The 17,748-nt window shown below is 45.5% G+C and carries 19 protein-coding genes; 6 read left to right on the top strand and 13 right to left on the bottom strand.

What is annotated here, in order from left to right:
- The first annotated feature begins 67 nt into the window (after positions 1 to 67).
- Complete coding sequence (locus tag F0U83_RS04995) at positions 68 to 1,132, top strand: hypothetical protein (RefSeq protein ID WP_138988819.1); 1,065 nt, start codon at positions 68 to 70, stop codon at positions 1,130 to 1,132.
- An 87-nt stretch (positions 1,133 to 1,219) separates the two neighbouring features.
- Positions 1,220 to 1,840, top strand: coding sequence for a TetR family transcriptional regulator (locus F0U83_RS04990; protein WP_138988818.1), 621 nt, complete (start codon positions 1,220 to 1,222; stop codon positions 1,838 to 1,840).
- Between the two features lie 9 nt (positions 1,841 to 1,849).
- Here the strand turns inward: F0U83_RS04990 and F0U83_RS04985 are convergent, their stop codons facing one another.
- Positions 1,850 to 2,323: a DUF2947 domain-containing protein gene (locus tag F0U83_RS04985; protein WP_138988817.1), complete on the bottom strand. Its 474-nt coding sequence runs from the start codon at positions 2,321 to 2,323 to the stop codon at positions 1,850 to 1,852.
- A 126-nt stretch (positions 2,324 to 2,449) separates the two neighbouring features.
- Between F0U83_RS04985 and F0U83_RS04980 the strand changes: the two genes are divergently transcribed.
- Together F0U83_RS04980 and hpf are read left to right on the top strand one after the other, a co-directional pair.
- Positions 2,450 to 2,770: a hypothetical protein gene (locus F0U83_RS04980; protein WP_138988816.1), complete on the top strand. Its 321-nt coding sequence runs from the start codon at positions 2,450 to 2,452 to the stop codon at positions 2,768 to 2,770.
- Positions 2,771 to 2,925: 155 nt separating this feature from the next.
- The gene (gene hpf, locus F0U83_RS04975) at positions 2,926 to 3,300 is read left to right on the top strand and encodes a ribosome hibernation-promoting factor, HPF/YfiA family (RefSeq protein WP_138988815.1); all 375 of its coding nucleotides are present in this window, start codon (positions 2,926 to 2,928) and stop codon (positions 3,298 to 3,300) included.
- A 51-nt stretch (positions 3,301 to 3,351) separates the two neighbouring features.
- Here hpf and F0U83_RS04970 read toward each other — a convergent pair whose 3' ends face one another.
- Entirely contained in the window at positions 3,352 to 4,176 is an 825-nt protein-coding gene (locus F0U83_RS04970; RefSeq protein WP_138988814.1) for a beta-keto acid cleavage family enzyme, read from the bottom strand.
- A complete protein-coding gene (locus tag F0U83_RS04965; protein ID WP_138988813.1) occupies positions 4,173 to 5,525 on the bottom strand; it encodes an aspartate aminotransferase family protein in 1,353 nt (450 codons plus the stop codon). The genes F0U83_RS04970 and F0U83_RS04965 overlap by 4 nt, the downstream gene beginning before the upstream one ends.
- Positions 5,526 to 5,630: 105 nt before the next feature.
- On the opposite strand from F0U83_RS04965, the gene F0U83_RS04960 reads away from it, so the two are divergent.
- The gene (locus F0U83_RS04960) at positions 5,631 to 6,527 is read left to right on the top strand and encodes a LysR family transcriptional regulator (RefSeq protein ID WP_138988812.1); all 897 of its coding nucleotides are present in this window, start codon (positions 5,631 to 5,633) and stop codon (positions 6,525 to 6,527) included.
- Positions 6,528 to 6,551: 24 nt separating this feature from the next.
- A complete protein-coding gene (locus tag F0U83_RS04955; RefSeq protein WP_138988811.1) occupies positions 6,552 to 7,493 on the top strand; it encodes a ChaN family lipoprotein in 942 nt (313 codons plus the stop codon).
- Between the two features lie 20 nt (positions 7,494 to 7,513).
- Here the strand turns inward: F0U83_RS04955 and F0U83_RS04950 are convergent, their stop codons facing one another.
- The 10 genes from F0U83_RS04950 to F0U83_RS04905 all read right to left on the bottom strand — a co-directional run bounded on the left by F0U83_RS04950 (position 7,514) and on the right by F0U83_RS04905 (position 17,669).
- Positions 7,514 to 8,305: an amidohydrolase gene (locus tag F0U83_RS04950; protein ID WP_138988810.1), complete on the bottom strand. Its 792-nt coding sequence runs from the start codon at positions 8,303 to 8,305 to the stop codon at positions 7,514 to 7,516.
- Between the two features lie 13 nt (positions 8,306 to 8,318).
- Positions 8,319 to 9,464, bottom strand: a complete 1,146-nt coding sequence (locus F0U83_RS04945; protein ID WP_138988809.1) for a pyridoxal phosphate-dependent aminotransferase — start codon at positions 9,462 to 9,464, stop codon at positions 8,319 to 8,321.
- A gap of 65 nt (positions 9,465 to 9,529) precedes the next feature.
- Positions 9,530 to 10,543: a succinylglutamate desuccinylase/aspartoacylase family protein gene (locus F0U83_RS04940; RefSeq protein WP_246077878.1), complete on the bottom strand. Its 1,014-nt coding sequence runs from the start codon at positions 10,541 to 10,543 to the stop codon at positions 9,530 to 9,532.
- A gap of 34 nt (positions 10,544 to 10,577) precedes the next feature.
- Complete coding sequence (rimK, locus tag F0U83_RS04935; RefSeq protein ID WP_138988807.1) at positions 10,578 to 11,483, bottom strand: 30S ribosomal protein S6--L-glutamate ligase; 906 nt, start codon at positions 11,481 to 11,483, stop codon at positions 10,578 to 10,580.
- 1 nt (position 11,484) lies between these two features.
- A complete protein-coding gene (locus F0U83_RS04930; RefSeq protein ID WP_246077876.1) occupies positions 11,485 to 11,946 on the bottom strand; it encodes an ATP-dependent zinc protease family protein in 462 nt (153 codons plus the stop codon).
- 271 nt (positions 11,947 to 12,217) lie between these two features.
- Positions 12,218 to 14,323: a carboxypeptidase-like regulatory domain-containing protein gene (locus F0U83_RS04925; protein ID WP_138988806.1), complete on the bottom strand. Its 2,106-nt coding sequence runs from the start codon at positions 14,321 to 14,323 to the stop codon at positions 12,218 to 12,220.
- Between the two features lie 195 nt (positions 14,324 to 14,518).
- Positions 14,519 to 15,073, bottom strand: coding sequence for a DUF3299 domain-containing protein (locus F0U83_RS04920; RefSeq protein ID WP_246077874.1), 555 nt, complete (start codon positions 15,071 to 15,073; stop codon positions 14,519 to 14,521).
- A 9-nt stretch (positions 15,074 to 15,082) separates the two neighbouring features.
- The gene (locus F0U83_RS04915; RefSeq protein ID WP_138988805.1) at positions 15,083 to 16,339 is read right to left on the bottom strand and encodes an ABC transporter permease; all 1,257 of its coding nucleotides are present in this window, start codon (positions 16,337 to 16,339) and stop codon (positions 15,083 to 15,085) included.
- Positions 16,329 to 17,045 (bottom strand): ABC transporter ATP-binding protein, encoded by a 717-nt coding sequence (locus F0U83_RS04910; protein WP_138988804.1) that lies wholly within the window; start codon positions 17,043 to 17,045, stop codon positions 16,329 to 16,331. Before F0U83_RS04910 ends, F0U83_RS04915 begins: the two co-directional genes overlap by 11 nt.
- A gap of 21 nt (positions 17,046 to 17,066) precedes the next feature.
- The gene (locus F0U83_RS04905; RefSeq protein WP_170221916.1) at positions 17,067 to 17,669 is read right to left on the bottom strand and encodes a DUF2796 domain-containing protein; all 603 of its coding nucleotides are present in this window, start codon (positions 17,667 to 17,669) and stop codon (positions 17,067 to 17,069) included.
- Positions 17,670 to 17,748: the final 79 nt, after the last annotated feature.

Here is a 17,748-nt window from a genome sequence, read left to right as displayed (position 1 = left end):
TCATGAAGGAAAACCCTAATCTGATTTGCTACTATAATCCTCTAACTACAATAACGATGAGCCCATTATGCCTAGCGCCCTAATCATTTCCGCCGCCAAAACGATTGATAGTCAAGGTTCTCAACAACATTGCTTAGCACTTGAACAACAGATCCAAGAAAAAGGTTTTGATATCAAGCAGTTGATTATTGAACCATTAAGTGCCGACTGGCATAGCCCTGAAAAAGATGGACACTTTCGCAGTGGTTGCGCACCGATCGAAGCACTATCCAAAGCTAAAATTCTGATTGATGCTGGTGCCGAAGCGGTTGTTATTAGTGGGGAAGATCACATTAAGAGCGGTTACACCCGTGACGAACGACTTGAGAAAATGGCAGTTTATGGCGCTCAGTATCCGCTAACAGAAGCCTATAATGAGCTAGCAACGCACTTTATAACGCGACAGAAAAGCACAGAAGATGAATTTCAACGCATAGCTCATGCGCTGTTTGAAAACTATCAATTGAGCTATCGTAACACGCTATCGGATAGTTTCACCCCAGAGCAACTTCCGGATGACCGGTGGTACAAACCTATCACCTCACTCTTTAGGGGTGTTGACTGCGCCAACCCTTTGGTCGACTTTTCAGGCCGTATGCTCATATGCTCTGAACGCTTGGCACAACAGTTAAATATCCCTAAAAACGAACAGATCGAAGTAAAAGCTGTAGGGCTAGGCAGGCTCGAAGGAGATGGTCGCGACTACATTGGAAAAATATCAAATTATGAGCACTTACAAAACGCTTATCAGCAATGTTGCCAAACAGCTGATGTCGACTTTGCAAAGCAATTTCGCCAAGGGGATGCGCTTTTAGAAGTTTACACCTGTTACCCTGTTGTTCCTATGGCCTTCTTACTCGCCAGCGGCCTAGTAGATCATTTGGAAGAAATTTCTGAATTCCTAAATGAGCACACCATCACCGTTACCGGTGGAATGAACTTGGCAAGAGCACCTTGGAATAACCCAGCCCTGAATGGCCTGATCACCATGTACCATCGCCTCTGTTCAGGTACTGAAACCTACGGCATGGTGCATGGCAATGGAGGGCTAGGTTACCGTCAAGGCGTCGCACTTGTGGCAAAAGCACCCTAAGTAGCTTTTCTCTTTTAATAAACAGACGTGAATGTATATTAATTAGAATTGGGGTATATTAAACATTTTTAAATACCGACTCAGCTAATGGCAAGAAAGACCAAAGAAGAAGCACAAAAAACTTACCACTTGTTACTTGATTCAGCAGCTATGCTTTTCGCACAGCAAGGGGTAAGTCATACCACACTAAACGATATTGCAAGGCAGGCATCACTCACAAGAGGCGCGGTATATTGGCACTTCGAAAACAAAGAGGATGTTATTAAAGCGCTGTGGGAGCGCGACGCTGCCCCTACCTTGGAAATATTTTTACAAGCGCTATCGTCACCCACTCCTACGGATGGAACGCTTCACTTTTGTGAGACAATTAAGCAGATGCTAAAAGTGGTAGTGAATAATCCGAAGGTCAGTCAAGCCGTCCGAATTGTCCTGAACTCAGCAGAATCCACCACGCATCAGACGGCGCTACAAATATACTTGGAAGAGAAGGCAACTCGCATCTACCAATCAATTTTAGATGCACTGACTCACCTTGAGAACCGCGCTCAATTGAATCCGCAATATACTCCCCAGCTATTAGCAGCTGCCCTGTGGAGCTATCTGCATGGGCTTGTCGATAACAACATGCAAACCCATATTCAGCAGATAGATTTAAAAACTGACAGCGATCAACTCATTGATCTGTTTCTAGGGAATTTTTTCCGCTAGTAGTATTACTTAAGGGCGTTGCCCCAGCCTAAAGGATCCATTCTGAAAGAACTGGGCAACTTCTTTGCGCTTTTTTCCCAGTAAAATCGGGCTGTCATCGATAAACAAAAAGTTCTTCCAGCAGCGACGAAACACATCCCAACGTGTTTCAACGATATGCTCAGCACCGTAGCAAAAATAAACAACGGTCTGGTTATCCCATGAAAAGTAAAGATTAAACGAGTCGGGTAGATCAAGACTCTCACTATCCCATGCGCTCTGCCAAGCTCCCTCTTCCACCCAGGTTTGACTGTGGCTAGCCCAATCATCTTTCGCTAATTCAGTGATATCATCACTTTGTTTACTAATCATTTGAGTCCATAGCTGATATGCTCTGGCTGGTGTCATCGGCTTGATAAATTCAAGATCTTCAGCCGATACCGGCATATCCTTGTGATGATAAAACCACGCATGTCGATACTCTTTTAGAGGCGTATAATTCATCGGTCATTCCTAGCACTATAATGAACGGGAGTATAACGATAACCCCTTGCGATCTCACCCAGATATTTTAGCCAAAGCTTTATCTGGTAATTTCCTCCTCTCGTGCATTAAGGCATAATGCCAGCCATGAATAAACGACCGACCAAAGCCGAAACCCGCCAAGAACTCGAATCAAAAATTCAAGAGTTCATTAAACATGGCGGCGCCATTCAGCATGTAGACAGTGGTGCATCTGGACTTGTGGAAGGTGCTTATCACCGTAACAGCTTTACATTCGGCCACCCGAAGCAGGAGCGTACCCCCGTTCCTGAGGCACTGGCAGCTATAGACTCTAGGCGCCGTTCCAAAACAGAAAGCCCTACTCATGCTTACTCTAAGCGGCCCCGAAAGAAAATCATTTACGATGATTTTGGGGAACCAGTACGCGAAATATGGGTTGAAGAATAATCTTCAAAAACCCCTTTCCTTTCTAGCTAAAATCGGTCTATAGTGAATGTGAAGAGATTGTCACATTCACCCTTAGATACGGAGTTAGCGCGTTACTTTTTCAAAGTCGAATTCTGAGCAAAAAGATATTGCTCGCAGTGTGATAAGGAAAGAATATGATCATTAACATCACTAGCCGTCATGATAAAGTTTCACCCGCTGTTCGCGAAAAAATTGAAAGTTGGCTGGAAAATAGCCAAAGTCATTTTGATATTATCTCCAGTGCGCAAGTAACTATTGACAAAAAAGATCGCCAAGAGGATGTAGAAGCTATCCTGCATGCCTGCGGTAGGGAAGTTGTAGCTAAAGCGAGCGCTGATAATTTATATGCTGCATTGGATGCTGTCGCTGATAAGATTGACCGCCAGCTATCTAAACTTCGCGATAAGCAGACTCATAAAAAAGGCGCGACAAAACATACTGAGCTCATCGGTGATGATGCCGTCAATGATGAAGTCTTCGAAGAAGAAGAAGAGGTCTATCTTGCTTAATTAAGACCTTGAACCAGAAAGCCCCTTTTGGGGCTTTTTTGCGTTTAGGGTTTAGCTACCGCCATAGCCTTGGCGTAGTTCACTGACATTCATTGGGGATATACCAGCGGCCTTAAAAACATCAACTAAATCTGCAACTTGGGATGCATTACTAGTAGCCAGCTGTTTACCATCTGCTGCAAAAAGATTGTTTTCAAAGCCAATACGTACATCGCCTCCCTGTTTCGCAGCCTCAAGCAATATTGTTTGTTCGGATATACCAAAGGCACAACACGCCCATGGCGTCTGTCCTAATTGCTCCTGGTATTGAAGAAACTCCCGTAATCCACTCACTGAGCTTTGTTGCTGAACGTGATACCGCCCCAATACGAAAAGCAGATGGTGAGGAGCATTCGGTATAATCCCCTTTGCTTTTAAGGACAGATACCGAGCAACATCATCCCCTGAATAGAGAATATATTGCGGCAAAATATTCTCAGCGGCTATCCAATGGAAAAAGTCCGCCGCTGTTTTCTCACTGCTCTGATCAGGAATTAACTCCTTTATCGCAAACGAGGCAGCTTCTGGCACAACGGCTTTAATCAATGCCATCTGCTGCTGTGGCGTATAAATACCGATGGCTTCTGTCGTCACCTGAATGACCACATCAGACCCTACACGCGCCTTAACGGCGTCCATTACTTGTAGATTATCATCGATATCCAGCGAGTGGTGACCATCGTTATCTCTGGCATGTAGATGCACCATTGCAGCACCCGCTTCTGCACAGGCAGCAACCTCTTGCGCAATCTCTTCGGGCGTCATCGGCAAAGCAGGATGATCACTCTTCATTTTCTTGGCACCGTTTGGCGCCACAATAATCAGTGATTTTTTCATGAGCAAGAGGCTCCTGAAGTAACTTCTTTTATTACAGATTCAATACTATTGCCGAGCTTATCGACTAGTTCATCTACTTGCTCAGTCGAGATGATAAACGGCGGCGCTAATAAAATATGATGCCCATGTGTACCATCAATAGTGCCTGACATAGGGTAACAAATTAACCCTAGCTCCATAGCCCTGTTCTTTATGCGCGCATGCAATTGAGTGACAGGATCGAAAGGTTGCTTGGTCTCCTTATCTTTCACCAATTCAAGACCAATAAACAAACCTCGCCCACGAATATCGCCCACATGAACGTTCTCTGCAAAACGCTGATGGAGCCTATCCATCAATAGATTTCCTTTGTGAACGACATTGGGAAGTAAGTTTTCATTTTGTATCGCATTCAGGACCGCCAATGCTCCAGCGGTTGCCGTCGCATGCCCCATATATGTATGCCCATGCTGAAAGAAGCCGCTCCCATTTGATACCGCATCATATACTCGATCACTGGCCAACATAGCACCAATAGGCTGATACCCAGCACCTAACCCCTTAGCAATGGTAACGATGTCAGCATGGATACCCTCCTGTTCATGAGCAAATAATGTCCCTGTTCTTCCCATACCACACATGACTTCATCCAGTATCAATAAGACACCATATTGATTACAAATTTCTCTGATACGTGAGAAATATCCCTCTTCTGCCGTGAGTGCACCCGCAGTCGCACCTACGACGGGTTCAGCAATAAAAGCAATCACTGTGTCAGGGCCTACAACCAATAGCCTCTCTTCAAGCTCATTGGCAACCCGTTGCCCATATTCAAACGGCGTTTCATGTGCTCGCTTGTCACGGTAGCTGTAGCAGGGTGCAATATGTTCAGCGGGAATGAGTAGCGGATCAAAGGGCGCACGACGCCATATATTCCCGCCCACAGCGAGTGCTCCTAATGTATTGCCGTGATAACTTTGTCGACGAGAGATAAAACGGGTTCGTTGCGGCTGACCTATCTCTAGGAAATATTGCCGCGCTAACTTCAATGCGGCCTCAACCGCTTCAGACCCACCGGATAGAAAGTAGGTATGATTGAGATCACCCGGTGCGTGCTCTGCCAGTTTATCGGCCAATAGTTCAGCGCTCTCTGTGGTAAAAAAAGCACTGTGAGCATAGGCTAATGAATCTATCTGGTGATGTAATGCCGCTCTCACACCAGCATGATTGTGACCTAAACATGAGACAGCTGCTCCACCGCTGGCATCTAAATAGGCTTTACCGTTTTGATCAAAGAGATACGCACCCTCACCTCTAACGGCTACAGGTAATGTTGAATGACAATGACGATGGAATACGCGACTATTCATGGAAATTTCCCCCTAAACGAATAGTGCTATTCAATACGCCTTCCACAAGACGCTCAAACGATATAATCTCTTAGCCTATGAGAAAAACTCATAGGCTAAAATACAATGGTTAATCATTTTCCTCCCCTCAATGCGCTGCGTGTCTTTGAAGTAGCTGCACGTAGGCTTAGTTTCTCTAAAGCCGCCGATGAGTTATGTGTGACACAAGGTGCTGTCAGCAAGCAGATCCAATTACTGGAAAGTTATCTTTCTCGTCCTTTATTTAATCGTACCCCTCAAGGGTTAACCTTAACTGAGGCGGGAAAACATTACCTTCCAGAAATAACAGCAGCGATGCAGCAAATAGTCAGTGCAACGGCAGCATTGCAACAAGCCCGTAAAAATACACTGACACTCAATATTAGCCCTTCGTTTAGCAATTTGTGGTTAATACCTAAGCTATCCGAGCTTCAACACAGCTTACCTGACCTAAAACTATCTATGGTGACAGGTGATGGTCCTATCCAATTCGGCGAACAAGAGGCAGACCTTGCTATTCGCTGCTTACCTTTATCGCTAAACCACGAACACGCCACTCTGTTAACGGAAGAAATTTTATTACCTGTAGTTCATCGTGATCTATTCCTACAAAACGCAACCTCTTCAAAAGAAGCGCTACTCAGCCTTCCATTGATTCTGCACACCACACGCCCTGAACTGTGGACACAGTTCTATAGCTATCTTTTCCCAGATTCTGAGGCAATTTTGCCCAGCAACTCATGCGCTGTCGGCTTTGAGCATTTCTTTATGTCCCATGCGGCGATTTTACAAAAACAGGGCGTCGGTTTATTACCCGACTTTATGATTGAAAGCACACTAGCATCATCAAATCTCGTAAATCCTTTTGGCATTCGCTACGCTAGCGGATACGGTTACTACCTGTTAACGTCACCTTATAAAGCCTATGACCCTAACATTATGGCGTTAAAAACGTGGCTGACTCAGCAGCTGGCGACTGCGTAACACCCCCTGTAGTAGGAGTGAATAATGAGAGAAAACAGAGTCTACCTTTCAGTAGTGGCTATCGTTCTGAGCTTCTTGCTAGTACTCTCGGCTCTCGCTACTGAGCGTGTATGGCAAGCGCCAGAGCTGCAAAAGCATCCACTGACGGGTACGATTTATGATCTTCGCACTCAGGCATTTATCACATCGGATGACCTTCAGGAGTTTTTAAAACGATCCGATTACGTACTTATTGGTGAAAAACACGATAACCCTGATCACCATCAACTTGAGCAAGAGATTATTTCAGCCAGCATGGCAGAAACGGCTGGTAGTGTGGTGTTTGAGATGCTGTCAGAGGATCAACAGGGGCTTATCAAGCAACTTCAGCCAACAGACAGTCCCGAAGTATTAAAAGACAAACTGAAGTGGAATGAACGTAGCTGGCCTTGGGCAGATTATGGAAAGCTTATACATGCAACCCTTCGTCATGGTGGAAAAGTTATCTCTGGAAACCTATCAACCGTTACCCTTCAACACCTTTATAAAACCTCCGATAAACAGCGGTTCACAAAAGAGCAGCAAGAGACGATCAATCATATTGATCACACAGTCAAAGAGGCGCTCTTAGAGCAAATCTATCAAGGCCATTGCCGTATGACGGAGAAAGATCGCTTAAGCGGTATGCTCACCATACAGTTAGCCAGAGATGCTATGATGGCTTGGCAGATGGCTAACAGCCCCCACAAGCCTGTAGTACTTGTTGCTGGTGCAACACATAGCCGAAAGGATCTGGGGGTTCCACTTCACCTAAAACAGTTAACTAAAAACTCAAGTACAATCACAACGCTTCTTTTAGTAGAAGTTCAAGAAAGCCTGTCTCAACCTCAAGACTATGTGACACAAGATCAGGCTGACTATATTTGGTTTACGCCAAAACAGGTATCCGTGGATTACTGCGCTAACTTTAAGCGTTCACATGCTTAAAAGACGAAATAAGCACGCTATCAGAAATCCAGCCTAAAGGTGTCGGCATCCTGCCAGGCAGGGAAATTTTCTCGAAAAGTTCTCAATGACGAGAGCGATAGTGCGGTTGTTTCTACAAAACTAACGCTTTGGGGCTGATCAATTAGTAGATCACCTTTAAAATCAACAGCTAACGAATCTCCACTGTAATTCAATCCCGCTGCGTCTTGCCCTACACGGTTAACGCCTAACATGTAGCACTGATTTTCTATCGCTCGTGCCTGTAGTAGGGTTCTCCAAGGATTACGCCTAGGCGCAGGCCAATTGGCAACACAGATACTTAAATCATAATCATTTTGGTTGCGCATAAAGACAGGGAAGCGCAAGTCATAACAGATAATCGGTAATATATTCCAACCACGGTACTGAATAACGACTCGCTGGTTACCAGATTGGTAGTGTTCGTGCTCTTTACCCATACGAAAAAGGTGACGCTTGTCGTAATAAGACACTTCCCCTTGCGGTGTTACCCAATAGAATCGGTTAACAAATCCTTGGTGAGTTTGAATGGCTACCGAGCCGCAAACGACTGACCCTAATTGAGATGCTTGCTGCTTCATCCACGGAAGTGTTTTACCTTGCTCCGTTTCTGCGTGCGTTTCAGGCTCCATCATGAAACCTGTTGTAAACATCTCAGGTAAGACAATCACATCTGCGGCACCCGCCAGAGGAGCTATCAGCGCTGCTAGTTGCACTCTATTCTCTTCTGGCTTTTGCCAAATCAACGCCGTTTGAACCAGCGAAACTCTTAAGTTTTCCAAAGGAGTATTCATACCCACTCTCACTTTAAAGGTGCACAAGGCGCTCGGCTGCGCTTCTCAAAGTATCATCCCCTTTTGCAAAACAAAAACGCACTAAACGCATGCTCGGTGGTGTTTCACAAAAAACAGACACAGGAATAGCCGCTACACCGGCTTCTTTAATTAACCACAAACAAAACTCGGTATCTGGAAGGTCGCTGATGGCACTGTAGTCCACCAGCTGGAAGTAGGTTCCCTTGGCTGGTGTGAACTGGAAGCTGCTCCCTTTGATAAGCGAACAAAACAGATCTCGTTTTGCTTTATAGAAAGTTGGAAGCTGCAAATAGTGCTGCGGCTCATCACGCATAATATCCGCCAACGCCAGCTGCATCGGCGTTGCTGTAGAGAAGGTTAAATACTGGTGTACTTTGCGAAACTCTACAGACAGTGATGCCGGAGCAACACAATAGCCAATCTTCCAGCCTGTTGTATGGTAAGTTTTACCAAACGATGAAACCACAAAACTGCGCGGATACAACACATCATGACTTAATAAGCTCTGGTGCTCACCTTCAAAGACGATATGTTCATACACTTCATCTGCCAGCAGCAGGATATCCGTCCCTTCCACGATACCTGCCAACTGATCCAAATCAGCGGCACTTAGAATGGCGCCTGTCGGGTTATGCGGCGTATTGATAATAATCATGCGCGTTTTCGAGCTAATAGCAGCCTTGACCTGCATCCAATCCACTTGGAAATTCGGTGGCAATAGTTGCAAGCGAACGGCCACACCACCATTGAGTTCGATAGCCGGTTCATAGCTATCATAGGCTGGATCAAAAATAATGACCTCATCACCTTTGCGTACGACCGACGAGATTGCGGCAAATAGCGCTCCTGTCGCCCCGGAGGTTACCGTTATTTCCTGATCTGCACAGACCTTACGACCATAGAGGGTTGCGACTTTTCCGGCGATCTGCTCTCTCAAAGCAGGTACCCCGGTCATTGGAGCATATTGGTTTGCACCTTGACGAATATAATGACCAACAGCATCCAACAAAGCGCGAGGCCCATCAAAATCGGGAAAACCCTGAGAAAGATTGATCGCTTGATATTCAGCGGCCATTTGAGACATTTGGGTAAAAATAGTCGTCCCAACTTTGGGTAACTTCGTCTCAGGGTAATTCATAGTAACTTACTCAACTTAGCAAAAAAGAAACGTATTCTAATCTCACTGGGTCAAAATAAACATCCTTACCCTAACATGCTCGACATCACCAGTTCCTCACCGGCCTGCTCCATCACTTCATCAATGTAAGTCTCAACCGTTTCTTGTACCAGTCGGTTTTCCGCATAAAAGAAAGCGATATGAACAATCGCATCACCTTCGTTGACCAGCGGCAATGTTTGAATGCCGATAACAATCCCTTCTCGTGGGGCTTTAACTTCGACCTCACTTCGCCCCAACGGATCACTAATAAAAGCAAGTACTTGGCCTTTATCAACACGATCTCCTAAAGTAACCTGACTGCGTAGAATACCGTTTTGCTCTGCTCGTACCCAACTGGTAGACCTTGCAATAACCGGCGTAATCGGCGACTTTTTACGTGTTTTCCTCAGCATTCCGAGCAGGCGCATCACACGCATCACACCCTCAACCGCCGCAGCTATAGGGATAGGATCAAATCGAAGCGCTTCTCCACCTTCATAAGTAATGACTGGTATAGAATGCTCCTCTGCAATTGCTCGCAACGAGCCATCCCTTAAAACGGCATCAATAATGATGGGGGTACCAAAAGCATGGGCAATCTCACTGGTGGTTTCATTGCTCAAGTTAGCGCGGATTTGAGGAAGGTTTGAGCGATGAATCGCACCAGTATGAAGATCAATCACGTAGTTACAATGCTTGACCACCTGATTAAAAAACTGATAAGCCAATCTGCCAGCAATCGACCCTCGCTCAGAGCCTGGAAAACAACGATTCAGATCCCGCCTATCAGGCAAGTAGCGTGACTTATGGATCAAACCAAAGACATTCACCACCGGCACAGCAACAACTGTACCTTTCAGCCTAGACTCATCTATACGTCCCAGTAACTGACGAACTGCTTCTACACCATTAAGCTCATCACCATGTATCGCCGCATTGACTAAAAGTACCGGGCCTTCTTTAGCACCATTGATCACTTCAATGGGGATACTTAGCGGTGTGTGGGTATAAAGTTGTGCTACCTCAAGATCAATCACCGCTCTTTGACCAGGTGCCACAGAGACACCTGAAATCGTTATACTTTGATTAGGCTTAGCCCTTGCCACGTGTTCTCGTCCTCTGCGGTTTCGCATTTTTCTCAATAAATTGAACAATCATAGTTGCAACATCCTTTCCTGTGGCTTTTTCAATACCTTCAAGCCCTGGGGATGAGTTAACTTCCATAACTAAGGGGCCTCTTTCAGAGCGCAATAGATCCACCCCGGCCACACCTAACCCCATAATTTTTGCAGCAGCTACCGCTGTCTGACGCTCTTCTGGGGTGATTCTGACAAGCGATGCATTACCACCCCTGTGCAGATTAGAACGAAACTCCCCGTCTGCACCTTGGCGTTTCATAGCTGCAATCACCCGATCCCCAATCACAAAGCAGCGGATATCCGCACCGCCTGCCTCACGAATAAACTCCTGCACCATGATATTGGCTTTCAACCCCATAAAGGCTTCAATAACACTCTCGGCAGCTTTACGCGTTTCAGCCAGTACCACGCCAATACCTTGGGTACCTTCCAACAGTTTAATAACAACTGGGGCGCCGCCAACCATGTCCAGCAAGTCTTTAATATCATCAGGCTTACTGGCAAAACCGGTCACTGGCATACCGATGCCTTTTCGTGAGAGCAACTGCATAGAGCGTAGCTTATCTCTGGAACGAGTAATCGCAACTGACTCATTTACAGGAAAGACCCCCATCATCTCAAACTGGCGTAACACTGCACATCCATAAAAAGTCACAGATGCACCGATACGAGGAATAATGGCATCGAATCCCGTCAGGTCATCCCCTTTAAAGTGGATTGAAGGCTGGTCTGAATTGATGTTCATATAGCAACGTAAAGCATCAATGACCTTTGTTTCATGCCCGCGCTGCTCGCAAGCTTCAACCAACCTCCGTGTGGAGTAAAGGCTTGAGTTACGAGATAAAATACCAATTTTCATATTAAAACTCCGGTTTCCCAAACTGATAAGACAGTTCAGGATCGATCATTAATTTGGATAGCATAGCGGTACGCCCAATCAACATACGGAACTTCATGATATCTCTGTTCGTTAGCGTAATTTCGATAGGCCAAGTTCTACCACCACAAAGCAAAGGGGTTTTAATCACATAACGCATTTCGCTATGGCCACCTGAGTCCGTCACTTTACGGACATCCAAAATTGGAGCTTCACAACGAATGACCGTTTCAGTCTCCTCCTGATGGGGGTGTAATGCAAATCTAACCCACTCTTCACCTTGGTCATTATTAAAAGCTTCAACCTCAAAAGCATGGATACATGAGGTTCTAGCCCCCGTATCCATCTTGGCTTTGATCCAATGAATACCCAATTCAGGTAAAGAAACCCACTCTCGCCAGCCCGCTGTCACTCGCTGATATTGCATATCAGATGCTTGATTCATAATAGACTCCTCCCACAAAGTATAGGTAACCTGCCAGTGTACACATGGCTTATATCTCCTTAGTCGAACATAAGAAAAGAAAAATACCAAGGCAAAAACAGCTCAGATATTAAAAACCGTGATCTGGAGTAACCAGCTAAGAACAAGCCAATGTTGTACAACGAACGTTGCAATTTTGAGTGCGCGGATTATAACCGGTTACGCTTAAAAAGATAGTACTTAAATTAAGTAATCAGAATAATAAAAAGGCCCCAAATGGGGCCTTAAAAAATCAGTTCAGTTCACAGTATTCATCATATAAACGAAGTAATACGCTGGACTCTCCAGATACGTTCTTGCCAAGAACCGTTATAGTAAACGGATCCCTACAAGAGTAAGCACCGATAGGAATATTAAGTGTTAAAATGGAACCTACCAACTGATAAGATCCCTCAGGCAATGGGCGACTAGTATTAACGGTCGAAACTTCCCAATGAGAAACCGAACCACCAAAATTTCGGAGTTTAGACAACAGATCTATAGAGAGAGGTTCGCTAACAACATACTGTACAAAGGCATATGGATTTAAACTAGGTGGCCGTATGATATTACTGTCATATATCTCGTAATTTACTGTTATCGTATCTTCATTCCCATCGGTATCTCTTGCAGTTATATCAGCACTAAACATGCCTGCCTGAGTTGGAATACCCATAAGTGATGCACTTACATCATTTGCCTGATTTAATATACTAATCCCCTCAGGCAATTGGCCTGACTTCAGAGTAAAGTCTACAAATAGCTCCCTCGTACCGGAGCGTATATAAAGTGGATCAACTGGGAAGTTGATATAGCCCACTAAGTTGACCTCATCCCCAAGCGTAGCAGGTTCAGTCACTATAGATACAGGCCCGAGCGGTAATACGTCTTCCAACTCAACATTTACAAGGGCATTTGGAGCAGCGTTGATACAAACATCTGAAGTTGTCCCTATCAACCCATTTGCATACATAATTTCTGCAGAAAAACAAACCTCTACCTCACTAGGAATATATAAGTTGCCTGTGGGCTCGCCAATATCGGCAATTGTCTCTGCTGTCGTTGGACTCCATCCTAAATTAGCTGTTGTCGTAGCCTTAATTCGTACTGTTCCGGGCTCATTACCCAGCACTGTGATAATAGCCTGTGAACGATTCATCACTACATCACAATTCCACCACGTAAAGTGGCTGACCTCTGCGGCCATCGCCATACCCGTGGGTGATGCACTAGATTCCACTACCGTGCCATAACCTTCCTGTAGCCAGATACCGGTATCTTCATTCAGAGACCATAACGGAATCTGATCACCTAACTGTATGGAACTACCATCTTGGTAGGTATCGATATAGATCGGGATTTCGATATTAGCTGTCACTCCCGGTGCTAGCTGTAACGGTTGGCCATTTTGTGTAAATTCATACTCCACCGTTCCTAAGCTAATAATCGGTGTTTCTGTTCCATCACTCTCTTGGATACCAACAAAATCACCCGGGAACGCTGCCAGAGATGCCGCTCTCGATACGTCGACCGGTGTAATGGTGACTTGAATATCGCCATTAACCAGATTCCCCGCTGCATTCACAAAGCTATTTGGCTGAACGTTTACTTGTGCTCCATCAGAACCAACCATCAACGCAGATTCTGCACTTTGGAAAGACTGTGGCGCGCCCGCAGCAATCATTGTGATATCAAAGAAGACTTTACCTGCTGCACCTGGGGATTGAATCGGTACGGATTGCGCAGCAAAACCCTGCGCTGACAATTTCAGTACATACTGTTTATCTTCTTCCAGCGTTAGATCAAACCGTCCTTGTGCATCACTGTTGCTGGTTAGTACAGAGGTGCCATTTTGTAAGACTTCAATGGCTGCACTCACAACGTTACCTGCAACATCGGTTATACGCCCTTGTACCGTTGAGGTAAGCGGCTCTGGTTCGCCACCCGCTACCGTTACATCAACGGTATCTTTTGCAATGGCTACCAGGCAACGACCATAGATGCCGCTGTGGGTGTAGGAACCCGCATTATTACAACGTCCTACTTGAGTACTCACCGTCAACTCAAATGTCAGGATTTCTTCTGTCGAGGCAACAGCCGGAGCTGTAAAGCTGGCACTATCGCTATCCGCACCCTCTAATACGACGGTCGTCCCTGCGATTTGTGTCCAGTGATATGAGAGAGATGCCACACGCGATAGTCGTGCGTTTTTGAATTTTCCTTCACCGACCAAAGAGACTTGATCGCCTTGTGATACGCTTTGGTTATCACCAGCATCAGCACCTACCAGCCCTTTAACGCAGCCTGACAGTGGGATCACCAGTAATAAGCCCAATAAGATCCTTTTGAAAGTGATCATATTTTTTCCTTTAGTTAAGTAAACTCCTATATGTCACACTCGGCCTAACTTCTTGAAAACTATCAAGCAACAGCCGCCCTGTGTGTGACGAGGAGAAACTAACCTAAAGGCAGTTTGCGTACAAGCTAATTGAAGAGCTTCAATATCACAAATACGATAAGAGAGTGATAGGGTACTTACAGAGCTGGCTGTCGTTTACTCATCGTAGGGTTCGATTCGAAACACCTCAAGCCGATAGCCTGCCGATGCTAACTCATGACTAAAGGTCTCCGTACGTAAAGTACCCGTTAACCAAACCGCATCGTAAAGGCTTTCTAGCTTGACGCCCGGCTCATAACGAGCATAGATAATCTGGTTAGATGGCGGTGGGGGGACATGAATACAAGCACCAAAGTAAGGAACGAGAAAGAAGGTAAAAACCTTTTGATCCTCGCCCTCTAAAGGAACGACAAAACCGGGAATACGGATTGTCTTGCCATCCATTTCAGGGACAATAGGGGCTGATTGGAGCGCTTGTTGCAGCTGGTCCATTAACTGAGCAGCCCTTGGGTCCAAATCATCCAACCCCTCCAACTGCTGATCATCAAAGAGGCCATCAAGCGTATAATCCGCAGGCATGAGCTGATCCCACTCTAGCTGCTCTATCGGTTTCCCTTCTAACTGGCCAACAATATTCTGTGCAGCTAAGCTGGGTGGTGTAACAAAGTGCAAAAATGCCAAACACACTGTGATAAAAATTTTGATATGCATACCTTACTTCTAATAACGTACCGATAAACCATCAGCGTGTGCCATACGATAGGCGCTGATCCCCGGCCATAATCCAGTCATAGCACCCGCCAATAAAACAGCACCTAGTATATATAAAGTCTCCATAGAAAGACTCCAAGGATCTAAAAATAAACCTAAGTTCGCTTCCAATACCGGTTGAAAAAACCAAAGTCCTCCTATCGACACCACAATCCCTAATAGGGTTCCTAACAGCGTAACGATAAAAGACTCCATCACTAACAAAGCTACCAAGTGCCAAGGCCGAGCCCCCACCGCCCTTAATATTGCCATCTCACGCCGCCTTATTCCAAGACTCGTTAGCAAAACAGAGAGCATTCCTGCAAGCCCCGCCACAACAACACATGCAGATACAATACGAAGTGCGTCTTCAGCTATACGGATTAACTCCCAAAGTTGCTGCAGGGCCACTCCCGGCAGTACAGCCTGCAGTGGCTCCTCGTTGTATTGGTTGATTTGTCTTTGCAGGTGAAAAATAGCCAAGCGCGACTTCACCCCGACAAGGATAGCGGTGAGTGTTTTAGGTTGTAAATCTTTGGCACGAACGTCGTCTTCAGAAAAGTGCTGACCGGGTATTCTAGTACCCGACTGCCAGCCTATATGAATAGCCTCAATCGCCTCTGGACTGATATAGACGGAACGATCTACTGGCGTTCCTGTCGCGGCTAAAACTCCCTTTATAATAAAAGGCCGATCATCATGTTCTGCAAAGCTGTTGTTGCCCATACCATGAGATAGCGTGATCTGGTCGCCTATTTGATAACCTAATTCTCTAGCTACCTCAGCACCAACCACTGCTTCAAATAGATCATCGTAAACCGAACCTGCGAAGAAGGATAGAGCACGCTGTTGGCCCACTTTGTAGTGTTGAAAGAAGTCACCTGTGGTACCCACAACCCGAAACCCCTTATGAGAGTCCCCTAGTAGTATAGGTAGCGCCCACTCTACATGCCGATGACCAGCAATTTTCTGATAACTTTCCCAACGGATATTATTGGAGGCTTGACCTATATGAAAAATGGAGTAGAGCATAAGCTGCAAAGCCCCCCCTCTAGCGCCCACTATCAAGTCCGTACCTGATACGGATCGATTAAAATGCTCTCTAACCTCTGATCGAACTTTCTCTACACTGATTAACAACGCAACACTTAAAGCAATTGTAAGGATAATCAGTAATAGCGTTTGCCTCCGATGCCAGCCACTCGCTATTGCAGACTTAAGCAGCATTATTCACTCCCTGTGCTACCGCTACGCTATTAATGTGCGAAAGCGAAACGCTGCGATCAAATCGTTCACCTAGCACTGGGTCATGGCTAACCAACAGAAGGGTACTATTTTGTGTTTTCACTTCTCGAAGGAGCAAGTCTAAAAACTGCTGTCGGCTGTCAGCATCAAGCGCCGATGTAGGCTCATCTGCAATCAGTAATCTTGGCGAACCGATCAGCGCGCGGGCAACGGCAACACGTTGCTGTTGGCCAACCGATAGCTGAATAACAGGCTGGTTGGTTTTTAATTGTGACGCCAAACCTAATTCCGATAATAATCGTTGTGCCGATCGCTTAACGGAGCCATCTCGCTCAATGGCCTTTTGTTTTCTAAGCGTTGAAAACCTGCAGGGCAAAACGACGTTATCTAGCAATGAAAGATAGGGAAGTAAATTGAAGCTCTGAAAAACAAATCCAATGTTATCAGCCCTAAAACGATCTCGTCGTAACATCGAAAGCTGCGCTACATCGACATCGTTAACATACATGTGGCCCGCCTCAGGTGTCAGTAAACCCGTTATCAAGTTGAGCAACGTGCTTTTCCCACTACCCGAGGCGCCTTGTAAAAACACACGCTCTCCCTTCCCTAAGGAAAACGAAGGTATATCTATTAGCGGTGCGTCTTTACCCCAGCTAAACACTATATTTTGCAGCCGAACCACATCCATCTTATCGCCGCCATTAAAAGGTTATTTGAGAGGTATCACCGTTTGACTAGGTTTCAGACTCCCACCCTTTTGAAAGGTTTCACTGATAAATTGATAACGTATCTCTTCTGTTGCCGGGAATATTTTGAATAAATTAACTGTGAGGTTTTCTAATTTCGCTGGGTCAGCACATTTAAATTCATAGCTAATGCGATAGTCGCTATGTCCTTCGTCATGGCTGTTATTCTCATGCTCATGCTCATGCTCATGCTCATGGTCATGGTCATGGTCGTGGTCGTGGTCGTGGTCGTGGTTATCTTTCTGATCATCTTTTAGTGGGGTATCCTCTAACTTCACTTTCTTCAGAATACAAAGCGCGTCATCTGCAATTTCAAAAAGTGAGTACCCCTGCTTCAGTTGCTGCTCAACCTCTTCCAGTTTTTTATGCTGCTCAGCATTTTTTGGAGCATGCTCAAAACCTGCAAAATTCAGGGCAGGTGATACTAACATCAGCGATAGACTTTCGGCCTCTTTAGCGATGTCCAAGTGAGCAATACCGTGCTCATGCGCTTCGCCTGCATAGAGATTTGTGGAGAAAGATGCGCTAATAAGCAAAGGGAATAACCAACGATTCGGACGTTTCACGATAATAGCTTCCATTACTAAAAAGTTACACCATAACATAACAACAAGTATAAAAAAATCAAGCCCGCAAAGGCCTGAT

Origin of the sequence: Neptunomonas concharum (assembly GCF_008630635.1) — a bacterium.
Classification (GTDB): Bacteria; Pseudomonadota; Gammaproteobacteria; order Pseudomonadales; family Balneatricaceae; genus Neptunomonas; species Neptunomonas concharum.
This window is presented reverse-complemented; position numbering and strand designations above follow the sequence as displayed.